A 19,829-nucleotide genomic window follows, 5' to 3' on the forward strand; every position below is an offset into this window, starting at 1 on the left:
GCCTCGTGCCTATTGCCCGCTGTCTGAACCGTCGGTGACCGTCGCGGCGGGTGCGGCGTCCGACGATCCGGTCGTGACCAGCGCGATGCGCGACAGGCCGGCGCGGTTGAGCTCGCCCATCACGCGCATCACCCGGCCATAATCGAGCCCCTTGTCGGCGCGCAGCATGATCTGGCGGGGGCGTTCCTTGCTGCGATCCTCGCGTGCGATGACCTCCAGCCGCGCGGGCAGGTCGGCCTCGGCCACCGCCTGGTCGCCGATATAGATGGTGTCGTCGGCGCCGATCGACAGCTGCACCGGCTCCTGCTCCTCGGTCTCGACCGGCTTCGCCCGGCTTTCGGGCAGGTCGATCGGCACCGCGGAGGCGAGCAGCGGCGCGGTGATCATGAAGATGATCAGCAGCACCAGCATCACGTCGACGAGCGGGGTGACGTTGATCTCCGACATCGGCGCGCGGCGTCCGCCGCGTCCGCGCCGCCGGCCGCCGGCGCCACCCGAAGGGCCGCTCATCGCCATCAGCCCTCGACCTCCAGTTCGCGGCTGAAGGTTGCGTGCAGCCCGTCGGCGAAGCGGCCGAGCCGCGATTCGAGCCGGTTCAGCCGCTGCGAGAAGGCGTTGTAGGCAATCACCGCCGGAATCGCCGCGAACAGGCCGATCGCGGTCGCGAACAGCGCCTCGGCGATGCCGGGCGCGACGACGGCGAGGCTGCTGTTGTTCTCGGCCGCGATCGCGGTGAAACTGCGCATGATGCCCCAGACGGTGCCGAACAGCCCGACGAACGGCGCGACCGCCCCGATGGTGGCGAGCGGGCCGATCTTCTCGGCCAGCCGGTCGACCTCACCCTCGACCGACGCGTTCATCGCGACGCCCAGCCGTTCGCGCGTGCCTTCGCGGTCGACGGTCTTGCCCGCGGTCGAACGACGCCACTCGCTGATCCCAGCTGACAGCACCTTGGCGCTCGGCAGTTCCTCGCGGCCGTTTTCGTCATAGAATTTGTCGATGTTGCCCGCGCGCCAGAAATCGCGCTCGAAGCGTTCGGAGGCGCGCATCATCTTGCCGACGCTGCGGCCGTGGCCGATGATCACCGCCCAGACATAGACGGATGCGGCGAGCAGGCCGATCATCACCGCCTTGACTATGATGTCGGCCTGCAGGAACAGCGCCACGGGGGACAATGTCGCCGCGTCGGCGGCCAGCTTGATATTGTCTAGCAAGGGATGGTCTCTCCATTCATGATGGCGGTGAAGCGGTCGGCCCAGCCCGCGGGCTGGCGGCGCGGCCGGCCCTCGGGCGACAGGAAGGCGGCGGTGACGTGTCCGTTGGTTAACTCGTCCGGACCGCGAAGGATGCGCTGCGCGATGACGACGCTGGCGCCGCGCACCGCCTCGACCGTGCTGACGACGAGCAGGTCGTCGTCGAGCTTCGCGGGGCGGCGATATCGGATGGCAAGGTCGGTGACCGCCCATGTGCCTTCGCCGCCCTCCATCGCCGCGCGCTGGTCGATGCCGGCGATACGCAGCATGTCCGATCGCGCGCGCTCCATATAGCGCAGGTAATTGGCGTGATAGACGATGCCGCTCAGGTCGGTGTCCTCGAAATAGACGCGCACGCGATAATGATGCGCGGCCCCCACGAAAGCGCCGGGGATGAAGGGTGGCGGAACATCGACCATCGACAGACCGATAGCGGGTGCTCGACTCGTCGCAAACCCCCGTTTCGCAATTCGTCGCAGGTCCGCGGCATTTGATGGGGAAAGCGGCGGTTCGGCCCCCTATTTTCCCTGGTCGAACAGCCCGTCCTGCGTCCCGGCGGGCGGGTTGAGCCCCAGATGCTTCCACGCGCTGGCGTTGAGCATCCGTCCGCGCGCGGTGCGGGCGATCAACCCGATCTGGAGCAGATAGGGCTCGATGACGTCCTCGATCGTGTCGCGCGGCTCGGACAGGCCCGCCGCGAGCGTGTCGGCCCCCACCGGCCCGCCGCGATAGATGTCGGCGATCATCGTCAGATAGCGGCGGTCCATTGCGTCGAGCCCCAGCGCATCGACCTCCAGCCGGTTGAGCGCGGCGTCCGCCACCTTCGCGTCGACCGTCGGCGCACCGGCGACGGCGGCGAAATCGCGCACCCGGCGCAGCAGCCGCCCGGCGATGCGCGGCGTCCCGCGCGAACGCTTCGCGATCTCGAGCGCGCCGTCGGACGCGATGCCGAGACCGAGCAGCCGTGCGGCGCGGCCGATCACCTGTTCGAGTTCGGCATGCGTGTAGAAATTGAGCCGCACCGGGATGCCGAAGCGGTCGCGCAGCGGCGTCGTCAGCAGGCCCTGCCGCGTCGTCGCGCCGACCAGCGTGAATTTCGGCAGGTCGATCCGTACCGACCGCGCCGACGGCCCTTCGCCGATCATGATGTCGAGCGCGCGGTCCTCCATCGCCGGATAGAGGATTTCCTCGACCGCGGGCGCGAGCCGGTGGATCTCGTCGATGAACAGGACGTCGCCGTCCTCCAGATTGGTGAGCAGCGCCGCGAGGTCGCCCGCCTTCGCGATCACCGGGCCGGAGGTGGAGCGGAAGCCGACGCCGAGCTCGCGCGCGACGATCTGCGCCAGCGTCGTCTTGCCCAGCCCCGGCGGCCCGAAGAAGAGCACATGGTCGAGCGCATCCGACCGCGCCTTCGCCGCCTCGATGAAGATGCGCAGATTCTCGCGCGCCGCCGCCTGCCCGACGAACTCGGCGAGCGACCTGGGCCGCAGCGCGGCGTCGGCGTCCTCGGGGGTGCGCGTGGGGGTGGTGAGGGCCGGCTCAGTCATAACGCTCTATTGTCTCGCCGATGATCGAAACCCAAGGCTCCATCCGCTCTTCGTAAACCGAATATTGCAATTCGAACCCGTGGCCCGGCTCGAAATTGCCGAGGGACACGGCGCAGGTGTCCGGATCCGGGCGGTTGCGGAACCAAAGGGTGGAGCCGCATTCGCCGCAGAAGAAGAAGTCGGCGACGTTGCCGCTGTCGCCCGCCTGCTGCCACATCTTCGCCTCGCCCTCGGTGCGGACGCGGTCGGCGGGGAAGCGGGCCTGCGCGGCAAAGGCGCTGCCGCTGCGCGCCTTGCAGTTGCGGCAATGGCATACCGACACGCGCACCGGCTCGCCGGTGCAGGTGATGCGGAGCTGGCCGCAGCGGCAGGCGGCGTGGCGGACCACTTCGGTCATTTCGCCGCCTTCTTGAGCGCGGTCCGCACCAGCGCGTCGAGCGAGGCGCCTGCTCCCAGTTCCTCGCTGGCCGCCGCGACCGCGGTGCTCGCCTCGCCCGGCTTGAAGCCGAGGCCAGTGAGCGCGGCGACGGCGTCGCCGAGCGGGCCGGATGTGGCGGACAGGGTGGGATTCGAACCCCCGGCGATCCCGCCGAGCGCCCCCGCCTTGTCCTTCAGTTCATGCGTGATGCGCTGCGCGAGCTTCGGCCCGACGCCGTTGGCGCGCGCGACCATTGCGCTGTCGCCGGTGGCGAGCGCGCGTTGCAGGTCGCCGATTTCCAGCGCCGACAGGATCGCGAGCGCGACCTTGGCACCGACGCCCTGGACGCTGGTCAGCAGGCGGAACCAGTCGCGTTCCTCGGCGCGCGCGAAGCCCAGCAGGCGCAGGAAATCCTCGCCGACCAGCATTTCGGTGTGGACGGTCACGTCGCCGCCGACCGGGCCGAGCGCGTCCAACGTGCGTGCCGACGCCTCGACCAGCCAGCCGACGCCGCCGACGTCGATCACCGCATGGCCCGCGCCGCTGCTGTCCAGTTTTCCGGTGAGTTTCGCGATCATGTCCCGTGCCTAGCGCGACGGGAATGAAAAGGGAACATCTATGCTGTGGGCGTGGGCGTGAAACCATCAAACGCGCGGCCGGTGGTTGGCATGGCAGATCGCCACCGCCAGCGCATCGGCCGCGTCGGCGCCCGCGACCTTCGCGCCGGGGAGCAGCACGCGCAGCATCGCCTGCACCTGTTCCTTCGCCGCGCCGCCGGTGCCGACGATCGCCTTCTTGACGAGCCGCGGCGCATATTCCGCTACCGGCAGGCCGCCGCGCGCGCAGGCGAGCAGCGCGACGCCGCGTGCGTGCGCGAGCTTCAGCGTCGATTGCGGATTGTCGTTGACGAACACCTCCTCGACCGCGGCCTGGGCAGGTGCGTGATCGGCGATCACCGCCGCGAGCGCGGTGTCGAGATGTGCGAGGCGGTCGGGCAGGGCGGCCCTGGCGTCGGTCTTGACCTGCCCGTTGGCGACATGGCTGATCCGGCTGCCTTCGACGCGGATGACGCCCCAGCCGGTGCAACTGAGCGACGGATCGAGGCCGAGGATGATCACCGACATTCCTCTCCCCTTGGGGGAGAGGATAGGGAGGCTTGCCAGCTTGTCTGGCTAGCCGGACTTGGTGAGGGAGTGCGGCGGAGGCATGCCCTCACCCAGCTGCGACTAGCGGGCAAAGCCCGCAAGTCTCCGCATCCCTCTCCCCCAAGGGGAGAGGGAACGATCACCCCAGTTTCTCCAGCACCGCGTCGGGAATCTCGTAATTGCCCCAGACGGTCTGCACGTCGTCGTCGTCGTCGAGCGTATCGATCAGCCTGAACAGCGTCTGCGCGGTCGCCTCGTCGGCGATCTCGCTCCTGATCGTCGGGCGCCACGCGAGCTTCACGCTCTCGGCCTCGCCCAGCTTCGCCTCGATCGCCTTGGCGACCTCGTGCAGGGCGTCGACGCTGGTCCAGATTTCGTGGCCGTCCTCGGACGACTCGACATCGTCGGCGCCGGCGTCGAGCGCGGCTTCGAACACCGTGTCGGCGTCGCCCGCGCTTGCCGGATAGGTGATCTGGCCGAGCCGGTCGAAACCGTGGCTGACGCTGCCGCTGGTGCCGAGGTTGCCGCCGTTCTTGCTGAAGGCGGTGCGGACGTTGGTCGCGGTGCGGTTGCGGTTGTCGGTCAGCGCCTCGACGATCAGCGAGACGCCGCCGGGGCCATAGCCTTCGTAGCGGATTTCCTCGTAATTCTCGCCGTCGCCGCCCGATGCCTTGTCGATCGCGCGCTGGATATTGTCCTTGGGCATCGACTGCGCCTTGGCCGCGTTGACCGCGGCGCGCAGGCGGGCGTTGGCGTCGGGGTCGGGCAGGCCCATCTTCGCCGCGACGGTGATTTCGCGCGCGAGCTTGGAGAAGAGGGCGCTGCGCTTCTTGTCCTGCGCGCCCTTGCGATACATGATGTTCTTGAATTTGCTATGGCCGGCCACAGCCTACCTCCATCGATATGGAAAATGTGGCGTCGCCCCTAGCGTGAACGGCTTTTCGAGACAACCGCCGCGTCAGAGGACGACCGCGGTCCCGCTCGCCGACACCATCAGCATCGACCCGTTCTGGCCGAGCACTTCATAGTCGATGTCGACGCCGACCACCGCATTGCCGCCGAGCTTCGCCGCTTCGGCCTCCATCTCGCCCAGCGCTTCCTTGCGCGCGCGGGCGAGGACGTCCTCATATTTGCCCGAGCGGCCGCCGACGATGTCGGTGATGCTGGCGAACAGGTCGCGGAAGATGTTTGCGCCGACGATCACCTCGCCGGTGACGATGCCCAGATATTCGCGGACCGGACGGCCCTCGACTGTGTTGGTGGTGGTGCTGAACATAACCATGAACCCTCCATCAAATCCGTTCGGGCTGAGCTTGTCGAAGCCCCGTCCTTGTTTTCCATGCTTAAAGAAAAGAACGGCCCCCTTCGACTGCCTTGCAGGCGCTCAGGACAGGCTTCGACAAGCTCAGGGCGAACGGGAGAGAGTGATATGGGCCGTCCTCAGTCGATCCCGAGCGCCGATTTATAGACGTCGAGGATGGCTTCCATCTCCTTGCGGTCGTGCACCGGCATTTTGCGCAGACGGACGATCTGGCGCATGATCTTGGGGTCGTAACCCTGCGATTTCGCTTCGAGATAGACGTCGCGGATATCGTCGGCGATGCCTTTCTTCTCTTCCTCCAGCCGCTCGACGCGCTCGATGAAAAGGCGCAGTTGTTGGTCGGCAGTGGTGGCTTCGCTCATGTCATGCTCCGCTGGATGGGTTGGATGGGGCGGCGAGAATCGCCTCGGCGGCTCCCCTAGAGCATTTTCCAGTCAGGTGGAATCACCTGACGATTCAGAAAATGCGGAAGAACAGGAATCCGGAGCGATCCGATGTAATCGGATCCGCCGCTCTATGGTCTGCGGGGATTCGGATTTCGGCACGCTGCCTCATCCGTTCGTCATGCTGAACTCGTTTCAGCATCCATGACCGGACCTTCCCTTTTGTGCCGCCTTTCATTCGAGCGCAGACCATGGACCCCCGGATCGGGTCCGGGGCAGGCTCTGAAACAAGTTCGCAATTATCCCCTTCCGACAGGTGAGCGTTCCCCGGCGAAAGCCGGGGTCCAGATGGCACAGCGCTGCCTCGCATGGACCCCGGCTTTCGCCGGGGAACGCCAGCATCCCTGTCTCAAGGGTGTAAACGCCAAACAAGTTCAGGGTGACGAATGGGAGAAACCGCGCAGAACGCCAAATCCCCACAGACCATAGGACGGATCGACATTCAGAAGATGGCGAGCCGGAGTCGAAGACGACCACAGGTCAAAATGGTGGATTTTCGGGACCCGGAGCGCAGCGTGCTGACGGCACGTGGGCACCGGAAGCGCGAAAGGCCGCCATTTGCAGGCCGCCAGAGCTGAATGTCGATCCGTCCTAGCGGGGTCCGGGATTCTTCGCCATGCTTTCTTCCATCCGGCGGAGCTGCTCGGCGGTCGCGGGGACGTGGTGGCGCGCCTTCCACTCGGCGGTCGGCATGCCGTGGACGATCGCGCGGGCCGCCTCCTTGTCCATCCCGTCCGCCTCGGCGATCCAGTCGCCCAGGCAGTTGCGGCAAAAGCCGGCCAGCCCCATCAGGTCGATGTTGGCGGCGTCGTGGCGGTGCCGGAGCAGGCGTACCAGCCGCCGGAACGCCGCCGCGGCCGCCGCGTCGTCGAGGGCGTCGAGCGGATCGTCCACGCCGTTCTGGTCTTCGCTGCACGCCATGGCTGCCTCCTTTTGCGTGGATCAATCGATATCGCGCGGTTGCCATGGCGCGAACGAAGCGCCATGCCCACGCACCGTAACGGCAATCAGGCAAGCGGAGCAACCGTGGTCCACACCCTTCCCCCCCGCCAGCGCAAGGTGCGCATCCTCGCCACGCTCGGCCCCGCGAGCGCGAATCCGGAGATGATCGCCGCGCTGTACCGCGCCGGCGCCGACGCTTTCCGCGTCAACATGAGCCATGGCGACCACTCGGGGCATGCGAAGGTGATCGCGGCGATTCGCGCGCTCGAGAAGGCGACCGGGCGCCCGTCGACGATCCTCGTCGACCTGCAGGGTCCCAAGCTGCGCGTCGGGACCTTCGCGGACGGCCCGGCGGAGCTGGTGACGGGGCAGGCGTTCGTGCTCGACACCGATCCGGCGCCGGGGGATGCGCAGCGCGTCCACCTGCCGCACCCCGAATTGTTCGCCGCGCTCGAACCCGGCACGCGGCTGCTGATCGACGACGGCAAGCTGGTGCTGCGCGTGAAGAGCGTGACTTCCGACTGCATCGCGACGATCGTCGAGGTCGGCGGCCGCATTTCGGACCGCAAGGGTGTCAACGTCCCCGACGTCGTCGTGCCGCTCGCCGCGCTCACCGAAAAGGACCGCCGCGACCTGTCCTTCGCGCTCGAACAGCATGTCGACTGGATCGCCTTGTCCTTCGTCCAGCGGCCCGAGGACGTGGCCGAGGCGCGGCGGCTGATCGGCGGCAAGGCGGCGCTGCTCGTCAAGTTCGAGAAGCCCGCGGGCGTCGCCCGGCTCGAAGAGATACTGGAGATTGCCGACGCCGCGATGGTCGCGCGCGGCGACCTGGGCGTCGAGCTGCCGCCCGAGGCGGTGCCGCCGCTCCAGAAGCGCATCGTCGCGACGGCGCGGCGGCTGGGCAAGCCGGTCGTCGTCGCCACCCAGATGCTCGAATCGATGATTGTCTCGCCGACCCCGACGCGCGCCGAGGTGTCCGACGTCGCGACCGCCATCTATGACGGCGCCGACGCGATCATGCTGTCGGCGGAGACCGCGGCGGGCGCCTGGCCGGTCGAGGCGGTGACGATGATGGATTCGATCGCGCGCTCGGTCGAGGGCGATCCCGACTATTACCGCCGGCTCCATTTCACCGAGACCTTTCCCGACGCGACGACCGCCGACGCGCTGGCCGAGGCGGCAGGCGGGATCATCGCGACGATCGCCGCCGACGCGATCATCTGCTTCACCGCGTCGGGCTCGACCGCGCGCCGCGTCGCGCGCGAGCGGCCCGGCGCGCCGCTGCTCATCCTGACCCCGAAGCGCGAGGCGGCGCGGCGGCTCGGCCTGCTGTGGGGCGCGCACGCGGTTCCGACCAAGGACATCGGCAGCTTCGAGGAGATGATCGCCAAGGGCAAGCGCATGGCGCTGCGCCACGGCGTCGGCCAGGCGGGCGCGAAGCTGGTGATGATGGCGGGGGTTCCCTTCGGCACGCCGGGGTCGACCAACGTGCTCCACGTCGCGACGCTGACCGGCGACGAGCTCAAGGGCTACGCCTGATCGATTCGAAACGGGACAGAATGTCCGGCCCGACCGCGCGGTTTTCCGATCTGATTCAGATCGGGACGAACAAAAATGGTAAACGGTCTTTGCACCATTGACGCGGGGCGGCATAGTCGGTGGAAAGAACGCGCCGGACCCGCGTGGGGGGATCCGCATCACAAGTCTGGAGGTCTAGTCCGCGTGTCCGCACCGTTCCGTTTCCCGCGCTTCTTCGTCACCAGCCCCGCGCCCTGCCCCTATCTGGAGGGCCGGACCGAGCGCAAGGTATTCACCGAACTGAGCGGCAACAATGCGAACGAGCTCAACGACGCGCTCGGCCGGATCGGCTTCCGCCGCAGCCAGTCGGTCGCCTATCGCCCGAGCTGCGCCGATTGCTCGGCCTGCGTCTCGGTGCGCGTCTGCGCCGCGGAATTCCGGCCCAGCCAGTCGCAGAAACGCACGATGCGCCGCAACGGCGACCTTGTCGTCACCGCCTGCAAGCCGTGGGCGACCGAGGAACAATATGCGCTGCTGCGCGCCTATCTGCTGTCGCGCCACCCGAGCGGCGGCATGGCCGACATGGACGAGCAGGATTTCGCCGACATGGTCGAGCAGACGCCGGTCGATTCCTACATGATCGAATATCGCGAACCGGCGGCCGACGGCGGCCGCGGCCGCCTCGTCGGCTGCTGCCTGACCGACCGGCAGGGCGACGGCCTGTCGATGATCTACAGCTTCTTCGACGCCCACCATCCGCTGCGCGAGGGACTGGGCACCTTCATCATCGCCGATCATGTCCGCCGCGCCGCGAAGGCCGGCCTGCCCTATGTCTATCTCGGTTACTGGATCGAGGGATCGGCGCGCATGGCCTACAAGGCGCGTTTCCGCCCGCTCGAAAAGCTCGGCCCCGACGGCTGGTCGCGCTTCGAGCCGGTGGCGTCCGATCGCATCGCGGCGATGTTCGAACTCGCCTGACCGGCGGCGCGCGGCGTTCGTTCATCGTGGAGCAAGATTTGTCCGCGCATGCCTGCGGCGGGGCATTCGAGGGGTTGTGAAGGAGACAGCCTTGCTTTCGAACGCCTTTTTCCCGAAATTCCCCGTCATGGCCGCGATCGGCCTTGTCGCCGCGGTGCCGGCTCTGGCTTTTGCGCAGAGCGGCAGCGCCGGAACGCGCAGCGGCGCGACGATCGATGGGGTCGGACAGACGCTGACCGTCGATTGCGAGGGCCGCGCGGCGGTCGTCAGCGGCACCGAAAACGAGATCAGCTTCGTGGGCGACTGCCCGTCGCTGACCGTGACCGGCACCGACAACCGGATTCGCATCGCGCTGCGCGCCGGGGCGCCGGTGAATGTGTCGGGCGTCGACAATGTCGTCACCTGGAGCACCGCCGGGAAGGCGCGCCCGCGCGTGTCGATCCAGGGTGTCGGCAACCGGGTCGCGCCCGCGCGCTGATCGCGCGCGCTTCGGCCGGCATCCGTCTCCCCGGTTGACCCGCCCCCGCTTTCAAGGGCATAGCGTTCCGATCAGGACATAAGTCCGGGTCGCATCCATGCAGAGGTTGCCGGGGGGCTGGCGGCCAGGGGGAAGGGATGCCAGCGCGCATGTTCGTCAGGATGGTCGTCAGCCGCAGCGAGCCTGCCTTTCGCGGGCGGGCCGCGCGCGCATGAGCGAGACGGTCCGGGTCGCGATCATCGGGTCCGGTCCCGCCGGGCTGAGCGCCGCCGCGCGCGCGGCGCAGCTCGGGCTCAGCCATGTGCTGCTCGAAAAGACCGACCATCTGTCGGACACGATCTTCAAATATCAGAAGGGCAAGCACGTCATGGCGACGCCGGCTCGCCTCGACCTGCGCTCCGACTGCCGCTTCGACGAAGGGTCGCGCGAGGCGATCCTGGGCATCTGGGACGAGGACGCCGCGGCCAACAAGGTGACCGTCGCCTATCGCGCCGAGGTCGTCGAGGTCACGGGCGAAAAGGGCGCCTTCCATATCCGGACGGCGAGCGGCGATACGATCGTCGCCGAGCATATCGTGCTGGCGATCGGGACGCAGGGCAACCCGAACCGGCTGCGCTGCCCCGGCAATGATCTGCCGCACATCATCTATCAGGTCGACGACCCGGAGGATTTCAGGGACCGGCACATCACGGTCGTCGGGTCGGGCGACGCGGGGATCGAAAATGCGCTCGGCGTCGCCGAGGAGGCGCTCGAGAACCGGGTGACGATCCTTAATCGGTCGAAGGATTTCGCGCGCGCCAAGGCGAAGAACGTCTCCGACCTGATGGAGGCGGGCGAGAATGGCGCGATCGACATCCGCACCGAAACCCAGCCCAAAATCGTCGAACCGGGCTGGCTGACGCTGGAGACGCCGACCGGCGACGAGCGGATCGAGTGCGACGTGATCGTCGCGCGGCTGGGATCCGTCGCGCCGCGAGCCTTCGTCGAATCGATGGGGATCGAATTCACCGGCCCCGACCGCGAAGCCTTTCCGAAGCTGTCGCCGACCTTCGAGACGACGGTGCCCGGCATCTACGTCATCGGCGCGCTCGCGGGCTATCCGCTGATCAAGCACTGCATGAACCAGGGCTATGACGTCGTCGAATTCATCAACGGCAACAACGCGTTGACCCCCGCCGACGAAAAGGACCTTGCAACGATCTTCGCAAACCTGCCGCAGCAGAAAACAGTCGGCGAGTGGCTTGACCATCTGCGCGTGCGGGTGCGCATCTTCGCCGACGTGTCGCCGCTCCAGATGCGCGAATTCATGCTCGATTCGAAGATTGCCTATTACCCTGCGGGCGAGGTGGTGTTCGAAAAGGACGAGCCGGGATCGTCGCTGTTCGCGATCGCCGACGGCCATGCGCTGGTCGAGGTGGCGCCGGGCGTCAACGTGCCGATCGAGCAGGGGTCGATCTTCGGCGAGGTCGGGCTGATCTCTGGCCGCAAGCGCGGCGCGACGATTCGCGCCGGCGAGGACAGCATCTTCGTGGAGGTGTCGCGCACCGCCGCGCTCAAGCTGATGGGCGCGGTGCCGGGCGCGAAGCGCGTGATCGAACGCATCTCGCTCGAACGCCAGCTTCTCCAGATCTTCAAGGGCGGCCTGAGGGTCGAGGATCTGGCGCCTGTCATCGACGGGGCCGAGGTGATCCGCGTGCCCGCCGGCAAGCCGGTGGTCGTGGAGGGCGACGCGGGCGACGACGTTTATGTCGTCCGTTCCGGCTCGATGGTGGTCGAAAAGCACATCGGCGGCCGGCCGATCTTCCTGCGCTACCTGCCCGCGGGCAGCTATTTCGGCGAAATGGCGGTGCTGAGCGGAGAGAAGCGCAACGCGACCGTCAAGGCAGCGGTCGGCAGCGAGGTGATCAAGCTGACCGGCGCGGGGTTCAAGGCAATGCTCGCCGCGCGGCCGCAGGTGCGCGCGGCGACCGAGGCCGCGGTCGCCGAGCGCGCGGCGATGAACGGCTTCATCGAATCGCGCAAGACCAGCTATGCGAGCGCGGTCGATCTTTATTCGGACACCGCCAGCTTCATCATGAAGGAAGGGCTCGGCGAGGCGACCGATGCGCTGCTGATCGACGAGAATCTGTGCGTCGGCTGCGACAATTGCGAAAAGGCCTGCGCCGACAGCCACGAAGGACTGTCGCGGCTCGACCGCGAGGCGGGGCGGACCTTTGCGCATCTGCACGTCCCGACAAGCTGCCGCCACTGCGAGCATCCGCACTGTATGGCCGACTGTCCGCCGAACGTCATCCATCGCGGCCCCGACGGCGAAGTCTATATGGAGGACGGCTGCATCGGCTGCGGCAACTGCATGCGCAACTGCCCCTATGGCGTGATCCGTATGGAATCGACGCCGCCGCCGAAGCCCGGTCTGCTCAGCTGGCTGCTGCTCGGCCGGGGGCCGGGGCCGGGCGAACCGTCGCCCCAATGGACCAAGGCGAATATGCCCGAGGGCAAGAAGCCCAAGAAGATCGCCGTCAAGTGCGACATGTGCAAGGGGATCGCGGGCGGCCCCGCCTGCGTGCGCGCCTGTCCCACCGGCGCCGCGATCCGCGTCTCGCCCGAGGAGTTCCTGTCGGTCACCCGGCTCGAAGAGGATGCCGACTGATGGCGACGCTGTTCCGGCGCCGTGCGCAGCGCACCCATGTCGAACGCGTCCGTCAGCGTCGGCACGAAGGATTCCTGCGCTACGCCAATTTCCGCTGGGCGAAGATTTCCGGCATGCTCTGCCTGCTGATCGTCGTTTCCTATGCGCTAGTCGACGTGACACCGCGCCCCAATGGCGGGAGCTGGTACGGCTATACGCTGGGGACGATCGGCGCCGCGCTGATCCTGTGGCTCACCGCGCTCGGCTATCGCAAGCGCCGGATGACGAGCGATTACTGGTCGCTGAAGGCGTGGACCTCCGCGCATGTCTATCTGGGGCTCAGCCTGATCGTCATCGGTACCTGGCACACCGGTTTCCAGCTAGGCTGGAACGTCCACACGCTCGCCTGGGCGTTGATGATGCTCGTCATCCTGTCGGGGCTCTACGGCGTGGTCGTCTATGCGACGCTGCCGGCTGCGCTGTCGAACAACCGCGAGCAGATGACGCAGATGCAGATGCTCGAGGCGATCCGCGCCTTCGACCGCCAGCTTCATGCCGCAGCGCAGCCGCTGACGGCTGAGGATGCCGCCCCGGTGCTCGCCGCGCTGGACGAGGACCCATTCGCGGGGGGCATCCGCGGGCGGCTGACCGGGCGCTATCCTCGCTGTGCGACGGCGGCTGCGCTGCGCGCGCTGGCGGGCTCGCGCGCGGCCGATGCTGAAGCGCGCGGCAAGGTCGTCGGCCTGCTGCGCCAGAAGGAGGCGGCGCTTGCGCGGCTGCGCCGGCATCTGCGGCTGCGAGCACTGCTCGAAATATGGGTTTATGTGCATGTTCCGCTGAGTTTTGCGTTGATCGTGGCGCTGTCGGCGCACATCGTCAGCGTTTTTTTCTACTGGTAGGCGGGGAGGGGGACGATGAGCTTCATCCTGCGCCGCATCGCGACGACGAAGACGGGCAAGCAGATCGTCCGCGACCAGCCGCTGCCGGGCGACACGATCACGCTGGGGCGCGAAAGCGGCAACGGCATCCACATTCCCGACCTGGCGGTGAACCCGCACCATGCGACGATCGGCAGCAGCGACGGCCGCCATGTCCATGTCGCGGCGCAGGAGGGGCTGGGCTTCGACCTGAACGGCCGCACGCTCGACGCCGCCGACATCGACAGCGCGGCTGGCGCCGAACTGCGGTTCGGCGGGCACCGGCTGACGGTCGCGCGCGAGGGCGACGCGATCGTCCTGCTCGTCGAACGGATCGACGAACTGTCGCAATCGTCGAAGGACGTCGACGAGGCGAAGGCTTTCTCGCTGGCCGGGACGATGCCGGGCAAGCGGCTGGGCGCCTGGACCTTCGCCATCCTCGTCTTCCTCGCCTTCCTCGCCGGGCCGATCTGGGCGTGGCACAGCTATCGGCAGGTCGACGAGCGGCCGGGCGGCTATCATGCCGACCTCGCCTGGTCGTCGGGGCCGCTGTCGAGCGCGCACAAGAGCCTGAAGGGCGACTGCCAGTCGTGCCACGTCGACGCCTTCGTCGCGGTGACCGACAAGGCGTGCGTCGGCTGCCACACCGGCGAGCACAAGGCGATGAGCGCGGCGCACGCCAATGCGCCGACCGCGATGCTGCTTGCGGCACGCCACCCGCCCGGCGTCGGCGAGCGCATTCTCGCGGGCTTCGCCAAGACCTTCAACCGGCCGCAGGGCCGCTGCGTCGATTGCCATACCGAACATGAAGGCGCCGGGCCGATGCCGGCGACACCGCAGAAATTCTGCGCCGACTGCCATGACGGGATGCAGGCGCGGCTGGTGAAGGCGGGCTTCGAGCCGACCGTCGCCGATGCCGCCGATTTCGGCACGCTGCATCCCGAATTCCGGCCGCTCGTGCGCACCGCGCCGGGCGCGAAGCCAGTGCGCGCGGCGCTGAGCAAGGGGGCGATCGTCGATCAGGGCGGGCTCAAATTCCCGCACGACCTGCATCTGCAGGCCAATGGCGGGGTCGCGCGCATGGCGGCGAGCTTCCGCGGCCGCCATGGCTTCGGGCAAAAGCTCGAATGTGCGAACTGTCATCGCCCCGACGCCGACGGGGTACGGATCAGCCCGGTCGAGATGGAGCGCGACTGCGCGATGTGCCACAGTCTCGCGTTCGAGACGGTCGGCGGGGTCACGCGGACGCTCCGCCACGGCGAGCCGCGGCAGGTGGTCGCCGACCTGATCGCCTATTACCGTTCGACCCCGCCGACGCGGCCGCTGCAACTCGGCGGCATGGAGCGGCGGCGCCCCGGCCAATATGCCGAGGGACAGGTCTACAACATCTATTTCCGCGAGGTCGCGGCGCGCCCGAACCGCGCCGAGGATGCGGTGCGCGCCGTCTTCTCGAAGGGCGGCGCCTGCTATGATTGCCACACCATCTTCGCGCCCGCCGCGGGCAACGACTGGCGCGTGATGGCGGTGAACCAGACGCCGCGCTTCCTGACCAAGGGCTGGTTCGACCATGATGCGCACAGGGAAACCGACTGCGCCGACTGCCACGTCGCGGCGACGCGATCGAAGGCGGCGAGCGACCTTCTGATCCCCGGCCTCCGCCAGTGCCGCGACTGCCATGTCGGCGAGGGTGGCGCGCGGCTGGTCAAGGTCGCGACCGCGACCGAATCGCCTTGCGCGATGTGCCACGAATATCACAGCGACGGGGGCAAGCCGTGGGTGCCCGCGCGCCAGCGCAGGAAGGGAAGCGCGGCCATCGCCGATCGGCCGCCGCCCGCCGCGCAGGCTGTGAGCCTGATCACAGGGCCGGCGGCGCGCGGCCTCTATGATGGGACATGGCGCAGCTCGGCGCCGAAACTGGCCTCGACGACAGGGCGCGGCGGATGAAGATCAGGCGGTCGGGGCCCGGCGGCCGGGGTGGGGGACGGATATGCTAATCGCCCAGATCACCGATATCCATCTGGGTTTCGACCCGGACAATCCGGCCGAATACAACCGCAAGCGGCTCGACGCCGTGCTCGACGTGCTGATCGATGGGCCGAACCGGCCCGACCTGCTGATCGCCACCGGCGACATCACCGATTGCGGCGATGCCGGCAGCTATGCCCAGCTCAAGGCCGCCTTTTCGCGCTGTCCCTTCCCGGTCTGGCCGAGCGTCGGCAACCACGACCTGCGCGACCCGTTTCACGCGGCCTTCCCCGGCTTCGACGACGGTGCCGGCTTCGTCCAATATGCGATCGAACTGCCCGAGCTGCGACTGGTGACCATCGACACGCTGGAGGAGGGGCGCCACGGCGGCGCCTTCTGCGACGCCCGCGCGGCGTGGCTCGACGCCGAACTGGCGAAGGACGGCGGCAAGCCCACCTATATCGTGATGCACCACCCGCCGATCGAAAGCGGGATCGAATGGATGAACACCCATCCCGGCGAACCCTGGGTCGGCCGCCTGACCCGGGTCGTGCGCCGCCACCCGCAGGTGCGCGGCCTGATCTGCGGCCACCTGCATCGCAGCGTGACCGTGGCGTGGGAAGGGCGCACCATCGCCATCTGTTCCTCGACCGCGCCGCAGGTGTCGCTGGACCTGCGGGCGATCGACCCGGACCGCCCCGACGACCGCCCGATGATCGTCGCCGAGGACCCGGCTTATGCGCTGCACCACTGGAACGGGCGCGAACTGGTCAGCTTCTACGACCATGCCGGGGCGCACACGACCCTCGCCAGATATGACGAGCGCCTGCAACCGCTGGTGCGCGAGTTGAAGGCCGAACGGCCGGAGTAGGCCGGTCCGGGATCGCTCGTCGTCCTGTGGCCTGTGGGGATTCGGGTTTCGGCACGGATGTTTCCCTTTCGTCACCCTGAAACAGGTTGGCAGTTAGCAATTGGAGCGGCGTGCCATAAATCTGCAACGCCCCTTATCCGTTCGTGTCGAGCGCAGTCGAGACACCCATCGGCCTTGCGCCACGCTGATGGGTGTCTCGACTGCGCTCGACACGAACGGGACGATGGGTCAGATTTAAGGCTCGATGCTCCATCCCTTTTCGACAAGGAATCGTTCCCCGGCGAGAGTCGGGGTCCAGATGGCCGGCGCTGTCCCGCATTGGACCCCGGCTTTCGCCGGGGAACAGCTCCTTACTTGCCTGATGGATATCTATACCAACGCGTTTCAGGGCCCATGGTCTGTCCCTGAATGAAAGGCTGCGGAAAAGGGAAGGTCCGGCCATGGATGCTGAAACGAGTTGGCGTTTATACCCTTGAGACAGGGACGCTGGTGATCCCCGGCGAAAAGCCGGGGTCCATGCGAGGCAGGCGCACGTAGCTGGACCCCGGCTTTCGCCGGGGAACGCTCACTTGTCGGAAGGGGGTAATTGCCAAACAAGTTCAGGGTGACGAAGGATGGGGCAGCGCGCCGGACCCCGAATCCCCACAGGCCTTAGACCATGATGACATTAGACGGACTCGTCATTGCGAGCGGCGAAGCCGCGCGGCAATCCAAAGTCATCGGAGTCTAATAGCCCAGCGTCAGGTCGACCTGCGGCGCGACCGGTTCGCCCCTGTGCCAGCGACCCAGATTGTCGAGGAAGCGTTCGGCAGCGCGCGCGAACATCCTGTCCTGCGCGCGGCCCGACAGGTGCATCGTGACATGCGCGTTGTCGAGCGCCCACAGCGGGTGGTCGGCGGGCAGCGGTTCGGGGGTGGTGACGTCGAGGAAGGCGGCGCCGATGCGCTTTTCGGTCAGTGCCGCGACCAGCGCTTCCTGATCGACGACGCTGCCGCGCGCGATATTGATCAGCGTTGCGTCGGGCTTCATCGCCGCCAGTTCGGCGGCGCCGATCATGCCGTCGGTTTCCGCCGTCGCGGGGACCGCGAGGATCACCCAGTCGTAATCGCCGAGGCGGCCGCGCCACTGGTCGGGGGTCAGGGTGCCCGGTCCGGGCGAGCGGCGCACCACCGTCACATCGACCGCAAAGGCCTTCAGCCGTTCCTCGATCAGCCTGCCGATCGCGCCATAGCCGAGCAGCAGCGCCCTCGATCCGGCCAGTTCGACCTTACCCGGCGAATCGATCAGCCATTCGCGGCGTTCCTGCGCGCGCACGACCTCGCGATAGCCCTTGGCGACGGTCAGCATTCCCATCACCACATATTCGGCGATGGTGATCGCGTTGATCCCGGCGCCGTTGGTGACGACGACGCCGCGCGTGCGCAGCAGGTCGAGCGGCATGCGGTCGACCCCGGCATAGATGGAGTTCAGCCACCGCATCTTCGCCGCCGCGGTGATCGCGGTCGCCATGTCGCGCTTGTCGTGCATGTCGAACCAGCCGATGTCGGCCTCGGGCGCCATCGCCATCGCCTCTTCCTTGGTCCGGAAGAAGCGCGGTACGACCCAGTCGGGCAGGCGGCTTTCGACGAGCGGGCGGATCAGGTCCGACAGGACGGTGACGGTCTTGATCACGGAAATTGCTCTCCCTCTTCCGTTCGCATCGAGCGAAGTCGAGATGCCCATCGGTCGCGCGCGCCTGTCGGGTGTCTCGACTTCGCTCGACACGAACGGACCGCGATGTCGTTCAGCTTTCGAGCCGCCAGTCCCAGCCGAGCGGGTCGCCGTCCATCACCTCGACCCCGGCGGCGCCCAGCTCGTCGCGCAGCGCGTCGGACGCGGCGAAATCCCTGGCGGCCCGCGCTTCCTTGCGGCGCGCCAGCGTCGCTTCGATGGCGGTTTCGTCGATGGTCGCACCCTTGGGACGGACGCGCAGCGCCTCGCGCGAGAGCGTCAGCAGGTCGAGCCCGAGGACGCCGTCCATCCGTTCCAGCAGCGTGCGCTTCTGCCCCGCGTCGACTTTCTTCATCGCCGCCGCTTCCTCGATCAGGGTGAGCGCAATCGGGGTGTTGAGGTCGTCGGAGACCGCCGCGTCGAACCTTGCGAGCAGGTCGGCCAGCCGCCGGTCGGTCACCGGTACAGCCTCCGCTTCGCGGACGGCCGCCGCCGCCATCACCAGCCGCTTGAGTCGGGTCAGCGCCGCACCGAGGCCTTCCCACGAAAATTCCAGTTCGCTGCGATAATGCGCCTGGAGGCACATCAGGCGATAGGCGAGGGGGTGATAACCGCGGTCGACGAGCGTCTGGAGGCGCAGGAATTCGCCCGCCGATTTCGACATCTTGCCGCCGCGCCCCTGGTCGTTTCTGGCGATCAGGAAATTATTGTGCATCCACATGCGGGCGCCCGAATGCTCCGCGCAGTCGAGCCCGCCGCAGCCGCGCCACGCCTGATTCTGGGCGATCTCGTTCGGATGGTGGATTTCGCGGTGGTCGATGCCGCCGGTGTGGATGTCGAACGGCAGGCCCAGTTCGGCCTCGCCCATCACCGAGCATTCGAGATGCCATCCGGGCGCGCCGCGTCCCCACGGCGAATCCCACTCCATCTGGCGCGTCTCGCCGGGCGGCGTGCGGCGCCAGATCGCGAAATCGGCGGCGTGGCGCTTGCCCTCGACCTCGTCGATGCGGCCTTCTCCCTCGTCGGTCACCGCGCGCGCCAGCCGGCCGTAATCGGCGACAGTCGACACGTCGAAATAGAGGCCGCTGTCGAGCTGGTAGCAATGGGCGTCGGCGATGCGCTCCGCGAACGCGATCATGCGCGGGACATAGTCGGTGGCGACCGTCCATTTCGCGGGATCGCGCACGCCCAGCCGCGCGAGGTCGCGCTTGAACTCGGCGGTGTAGAAGGCGGCGATGTCCCACGCCGACTTGCCCTGTGACGCTGCCGCCTTTTCCATCTTGTCGTCGCCGGCGTCGGCGTCGGAGGTCAGGTGGCCGACGTCGGTGATGTTGATGATGTGGCGCAGCGCATAGCCCTTGAACGCGAGCGTCCGCCCCAGCGTGTCGGCGAAGACATAGGCGCGCATGTTGCCGATGTGCTGGTAATTGTAGACGGTCGGCCCGCACGAATAGACGCGCGCCTCGCCCGGATGGACGGGCCGGAAATCTTCCAGTTGGCGCGTCAGGCTGTTGAACAGCCGGAGCGGCGCGCCGGGCGCGGGGGCGGGGGCGTCGGTCATCCCCGCGCCCATGCCCCGCGCCGGGGTTCGCCGTCAACCGAAAGGCGCCTCGAACCAAGTCCGGGAGTGATACGCCCATGATCTCCTCTCCCGCTTGCGGGAGGGGAGTCAGCCATTCAATGAACCGATACGC

At 67.7% G+C, this 19,829-nt stretch carries 20 protein-coding genes; 7 read left to right on the forward strand and 13 right to left on the reverse strand.

Features of this window, described 5'->3' with window-relative positions; translation table 11 throughout:
- Positions 1 to 9 precede the first annotated feature (9 nt).
- The 11 genes from tolR to C3E99_RS02615 all read right to left on the reverse strand — a co-directional run bounded on the left by tolR (position 10) and on the right by C3E99_RS02615 (position 7,048).
- Positions 10 to 516 carry a protein TolR gene (gene tolR / locus C3E99_RS02565; RefSeq protein WP_067181655.1) on the reverse strand — a complete coding sequence of 169 codons (507 nt, stop codon included), beginning with the start codon at positions 514 to 516 and terminating at the stop codon, positions 10 to 12.
- The gene (gene tolQ, locus C3E99_RS02570; protein WP_076074278.1) at positions 516 to 1,214 is read right to left on the reverse strand and encodes a protein TolQ; all 699 of its coding nucleotides are present in this window, start codon (positions 1,212 to 1,214) and stop codon (positions 516 to 518) included. Before tolQ ends, tolR begins: the two co-directional genes overlap by 1 nt.
- A complete protein-coding gene (locus C3E99_RS02575; RefSeq protein WP_067112396.1) occupies positions 1,208 to 1,672 on the reverse strand; it encodes a YbgC/FadM family acyl-CoA thioesterase in 465 nt (154 codons plus the stop codon). Before C3E99_RS02575 ends, tolQ begins: the two co-directional genes overlap by 7 nt.
- A 99-nt stretch (positions 1,673 to 1,771) precedes the next feature.
- Positions 1,772 to 2,800 carry a Holliday junction branch migration DNA helicase RuvB gene (gene ruvB, locus C3E99_RS02580; protein WP_104959354.1) on the reverse strand — a complete coding sequence of 343 codons (1,029 nt, stop codon included), beginning with the start codon at positions 2,798 to 2,800 and terminating at the stop codon, positions 1,772 to 1,774.
- On the reverse strand, positions 2,793 to 3,197 hold the full coding sequence (locus C3E99_RS02585) for a GFA family protein (RefSeq protein ID WP_104959355.1): 405 nt from the start codon (positions 3,195 to 3,197) through the stop codon (positions 2,793 to 2,795). The genes ruvB and C3E99_RS02585 overlap by 8 nt, the downstream gene beginning before the upstream one ends.
- Positions 3,194 to 3,796, reverse strand: coding sequence for a Holliday junction branch migration protein RuvA (ruvA, locus tag C3E99_RS02590; RefSeq protein WP_076074283.1), 603 nt, complete (start codon positions 3,794 to 3,796; stop codon positions 3,194 to 3,196). The genes C3E99_RS02585 and ruvA overlap by 4 nt, the downstream gene beginning before the upstream one ends.
- Before the next feature lie 66 nt (positions 3,797 to 3,862).
- Entirely contained in the window at positions 3,863 to 4,336 is a 474-nt protein-coding gene (gene ruvC / locus C3E99_RS02595; RefSeq protein WP_076077606.1) for a crossover junction endodeoxyribonuclease RuvC, read from the reverse strand.
- A gap of 166 nt (positions 4,337 to 4,502) precedes the next feature.
- Positions 4,503 to 5,249: a YebC/PmpR family DNA-binding transcriptional regulator gene (locus tag C3E99_RS02600; RefSeq protein WP_067112384.1), complete on the reverse strand. Its 747-nt coding sequence runs from the start codon at positions 5,247 to 5,249 to the stop codon at positions 4,503 to 4,505.
- A 72-nt stretch (positions 5,250 to 5,321) separates the two neighbouring features.
- Positions 5,322 to 5,639 (reverse strand): YbjQ family protein, encoded by a 318-nt coding sequence (locus C3E99_RS02605; RefSeq protein WP_067112380.1) that lies wholly within the window; start codon positions 5,637 to 5,639, stop codon positions 5,322 to 5,324.
- A 164-nt stretch (positions 5,640 to 5,803) separates the two neighbouring features.
- The gene (locus tag C3E99_RS02610; protein WP_067112377.1) at positions 5,804 to 6,046 is read right to left on the reverse strand and encodes a DUF2312 domain-containing protein; all 243 of its coding nucleotides are present in this window, start codon (positions 6,044 to 6,046) and stop codon (positions 5,804 to 5,806) included.
- 672 nt (positions 6,047 to 6,718) lie between these two features.
- Entirely contained in the window at positions 6,719 to 7,048 is a 330-nt protein-coding gene (locus C3E99_RS02615; protein WP_067112997.1) for a DUF1244 domain-containing protein, read from the reverse strand.
- A gap of 63 nt (positions 7,049 to 7,111) precedes the next feature.
- Here C3E99_RS02615 and pyk point away from each other — a divergent pair, with 63 nt between their 5' ends.
- The 7 genes from pyk (at position 7,112) to C3E99_RS02650 (ending at position 16,425) form a co-directional block, all read left to right on the forward strand.
- The gene (gene pyk / locus C3E99_RS02620; RefSeq protein WP_234002570.1) at positions 7,112 to 8,608 is read left to right on the forward strand and encodes a pyruvate kinase; all 1,497 of its coding nucleotides are present in this window, start codon (positions 7,112 to 7,114) and stop codon (positions 8,606 to 8,608) included.
- Between the two features lie 183 nt (positions 8,609 to 8,791).
- Positions 8,792 to 9,565 (forward strand): arginyltransferase, encoded by a 774-nt coding sequence (locus C3E99_RS02625; protein ID WP_067113001.1) that lies wholly within the window; start codon positions 8,792 to 8,794, stop codon positions 9,563 to 9,565.
- Positions 9,566 to 9,656: 91 nt separating this feature from the next.
- Complete coding sequence (locus C3E99_RS02630; RefSeq protein ID WP_067181672.1) at positions 9,657 to 10,043, forward strand: DUF3060 domain-containing protein; 387 nt, start codon at positions 9,657 to 9,659, stop codon at positions 10,041 to 10,043.
- Positions 10,044 to 10,254: 211 nt separating this feature from the next.
- Positions 10,255 to 12,693 carry an FAD-dependent oxidoreductase gene (locus tag C3E99_RS02635; protein WP_076074290.1) on the forward strand — a complete coding sequence of 813 codons (2,439 nt, stop codon included), beginning with the start codon at positions 10,255 to 10,257 and terminating at the stop codon, positions 12,691 to 12,693.
- Positions 12,693 to 13,571, forward strand: a complete 879-nt coding sequence (locus C3E99_RS02640) for a hypothetical protein (RefSeq protein ID WP_076074292.1) — start codon at positions 12,693 to 12,695, stop codon at positions 13,569 to 13,571. The genes C3E99_RS02635 and C3E99_RS02640 overlap by 1 nt, the downstream gene beginning before the upstream one ends.
- Positions 13,572 to 13,586: 15 nt before the next feature.
- Positions 13,587 to 15,533: a cytochrome c3 family protein gene (locus C3E99_RS02645; protein ID WP_076074295.1), complete on the forward strand. Its 1,947-nt coding sequence runs from the start codon at positions 13,587 to 13,589 to the stop codon at positions 15,531 to 15,533.
- Positions 15,534 to 15,576: 43 nt separating this feature from the next.
- Positions 15,577 to 16,425 (forward strand): phosphodiesterase, encoded by an 849-nt coding sequence (locus C3E99_RS02650; protein WP_067113010.1) that lies wholly within the window; start codon positions 15,577 to 15,579, stop codon positions 16,423 to 16,425.
- A gap of 726 nt (positions 16,426 to 17,151) precedes the next feature.
- On the opposite strand, the gene C3E99_RS02655 is transcribed toward C3E99_RS02650, so the two are convergent.
- Entirely contained in the window at positions 17,152 to 18,096 is a 945-nt protein-coding gene (locus C3E99_RS02655) for a D-2-hydroxyacid dehydrogenase (protein ID WP_076074296.1), read from the reverse strand.
- Positions 18,097 to 18,208: 112 nt separating this feature from the next.
- Positions 18,209 to 19,696 carry a cysteine--tRNA ligase gene (gene cysS / locus C3E99_RS02660; protein WP_104960290.1) on the reverse strand — a complete coding sequence of 496 codons (1,488 nt, stop codon included), beginning with the start codon at positions 19,694 to 19,696 and terminating at the stop codon, positions 18,209 to 18,211.
- Positions 19,697 to 19,829 lie beyond the last annotated feature (133 nt).

Origin of the sequence: Sphingopyxis sp. MG (assembly GCF_002953155.1) — a bacterium.
Classification (GTDB): domain Bacteria; phylum Pseudomonadota; class Alphaproteobacteria; order Sphingomonadales; family Sphingomonadaceae; genus Sphingopyxis; species Sphingopyxis granuli.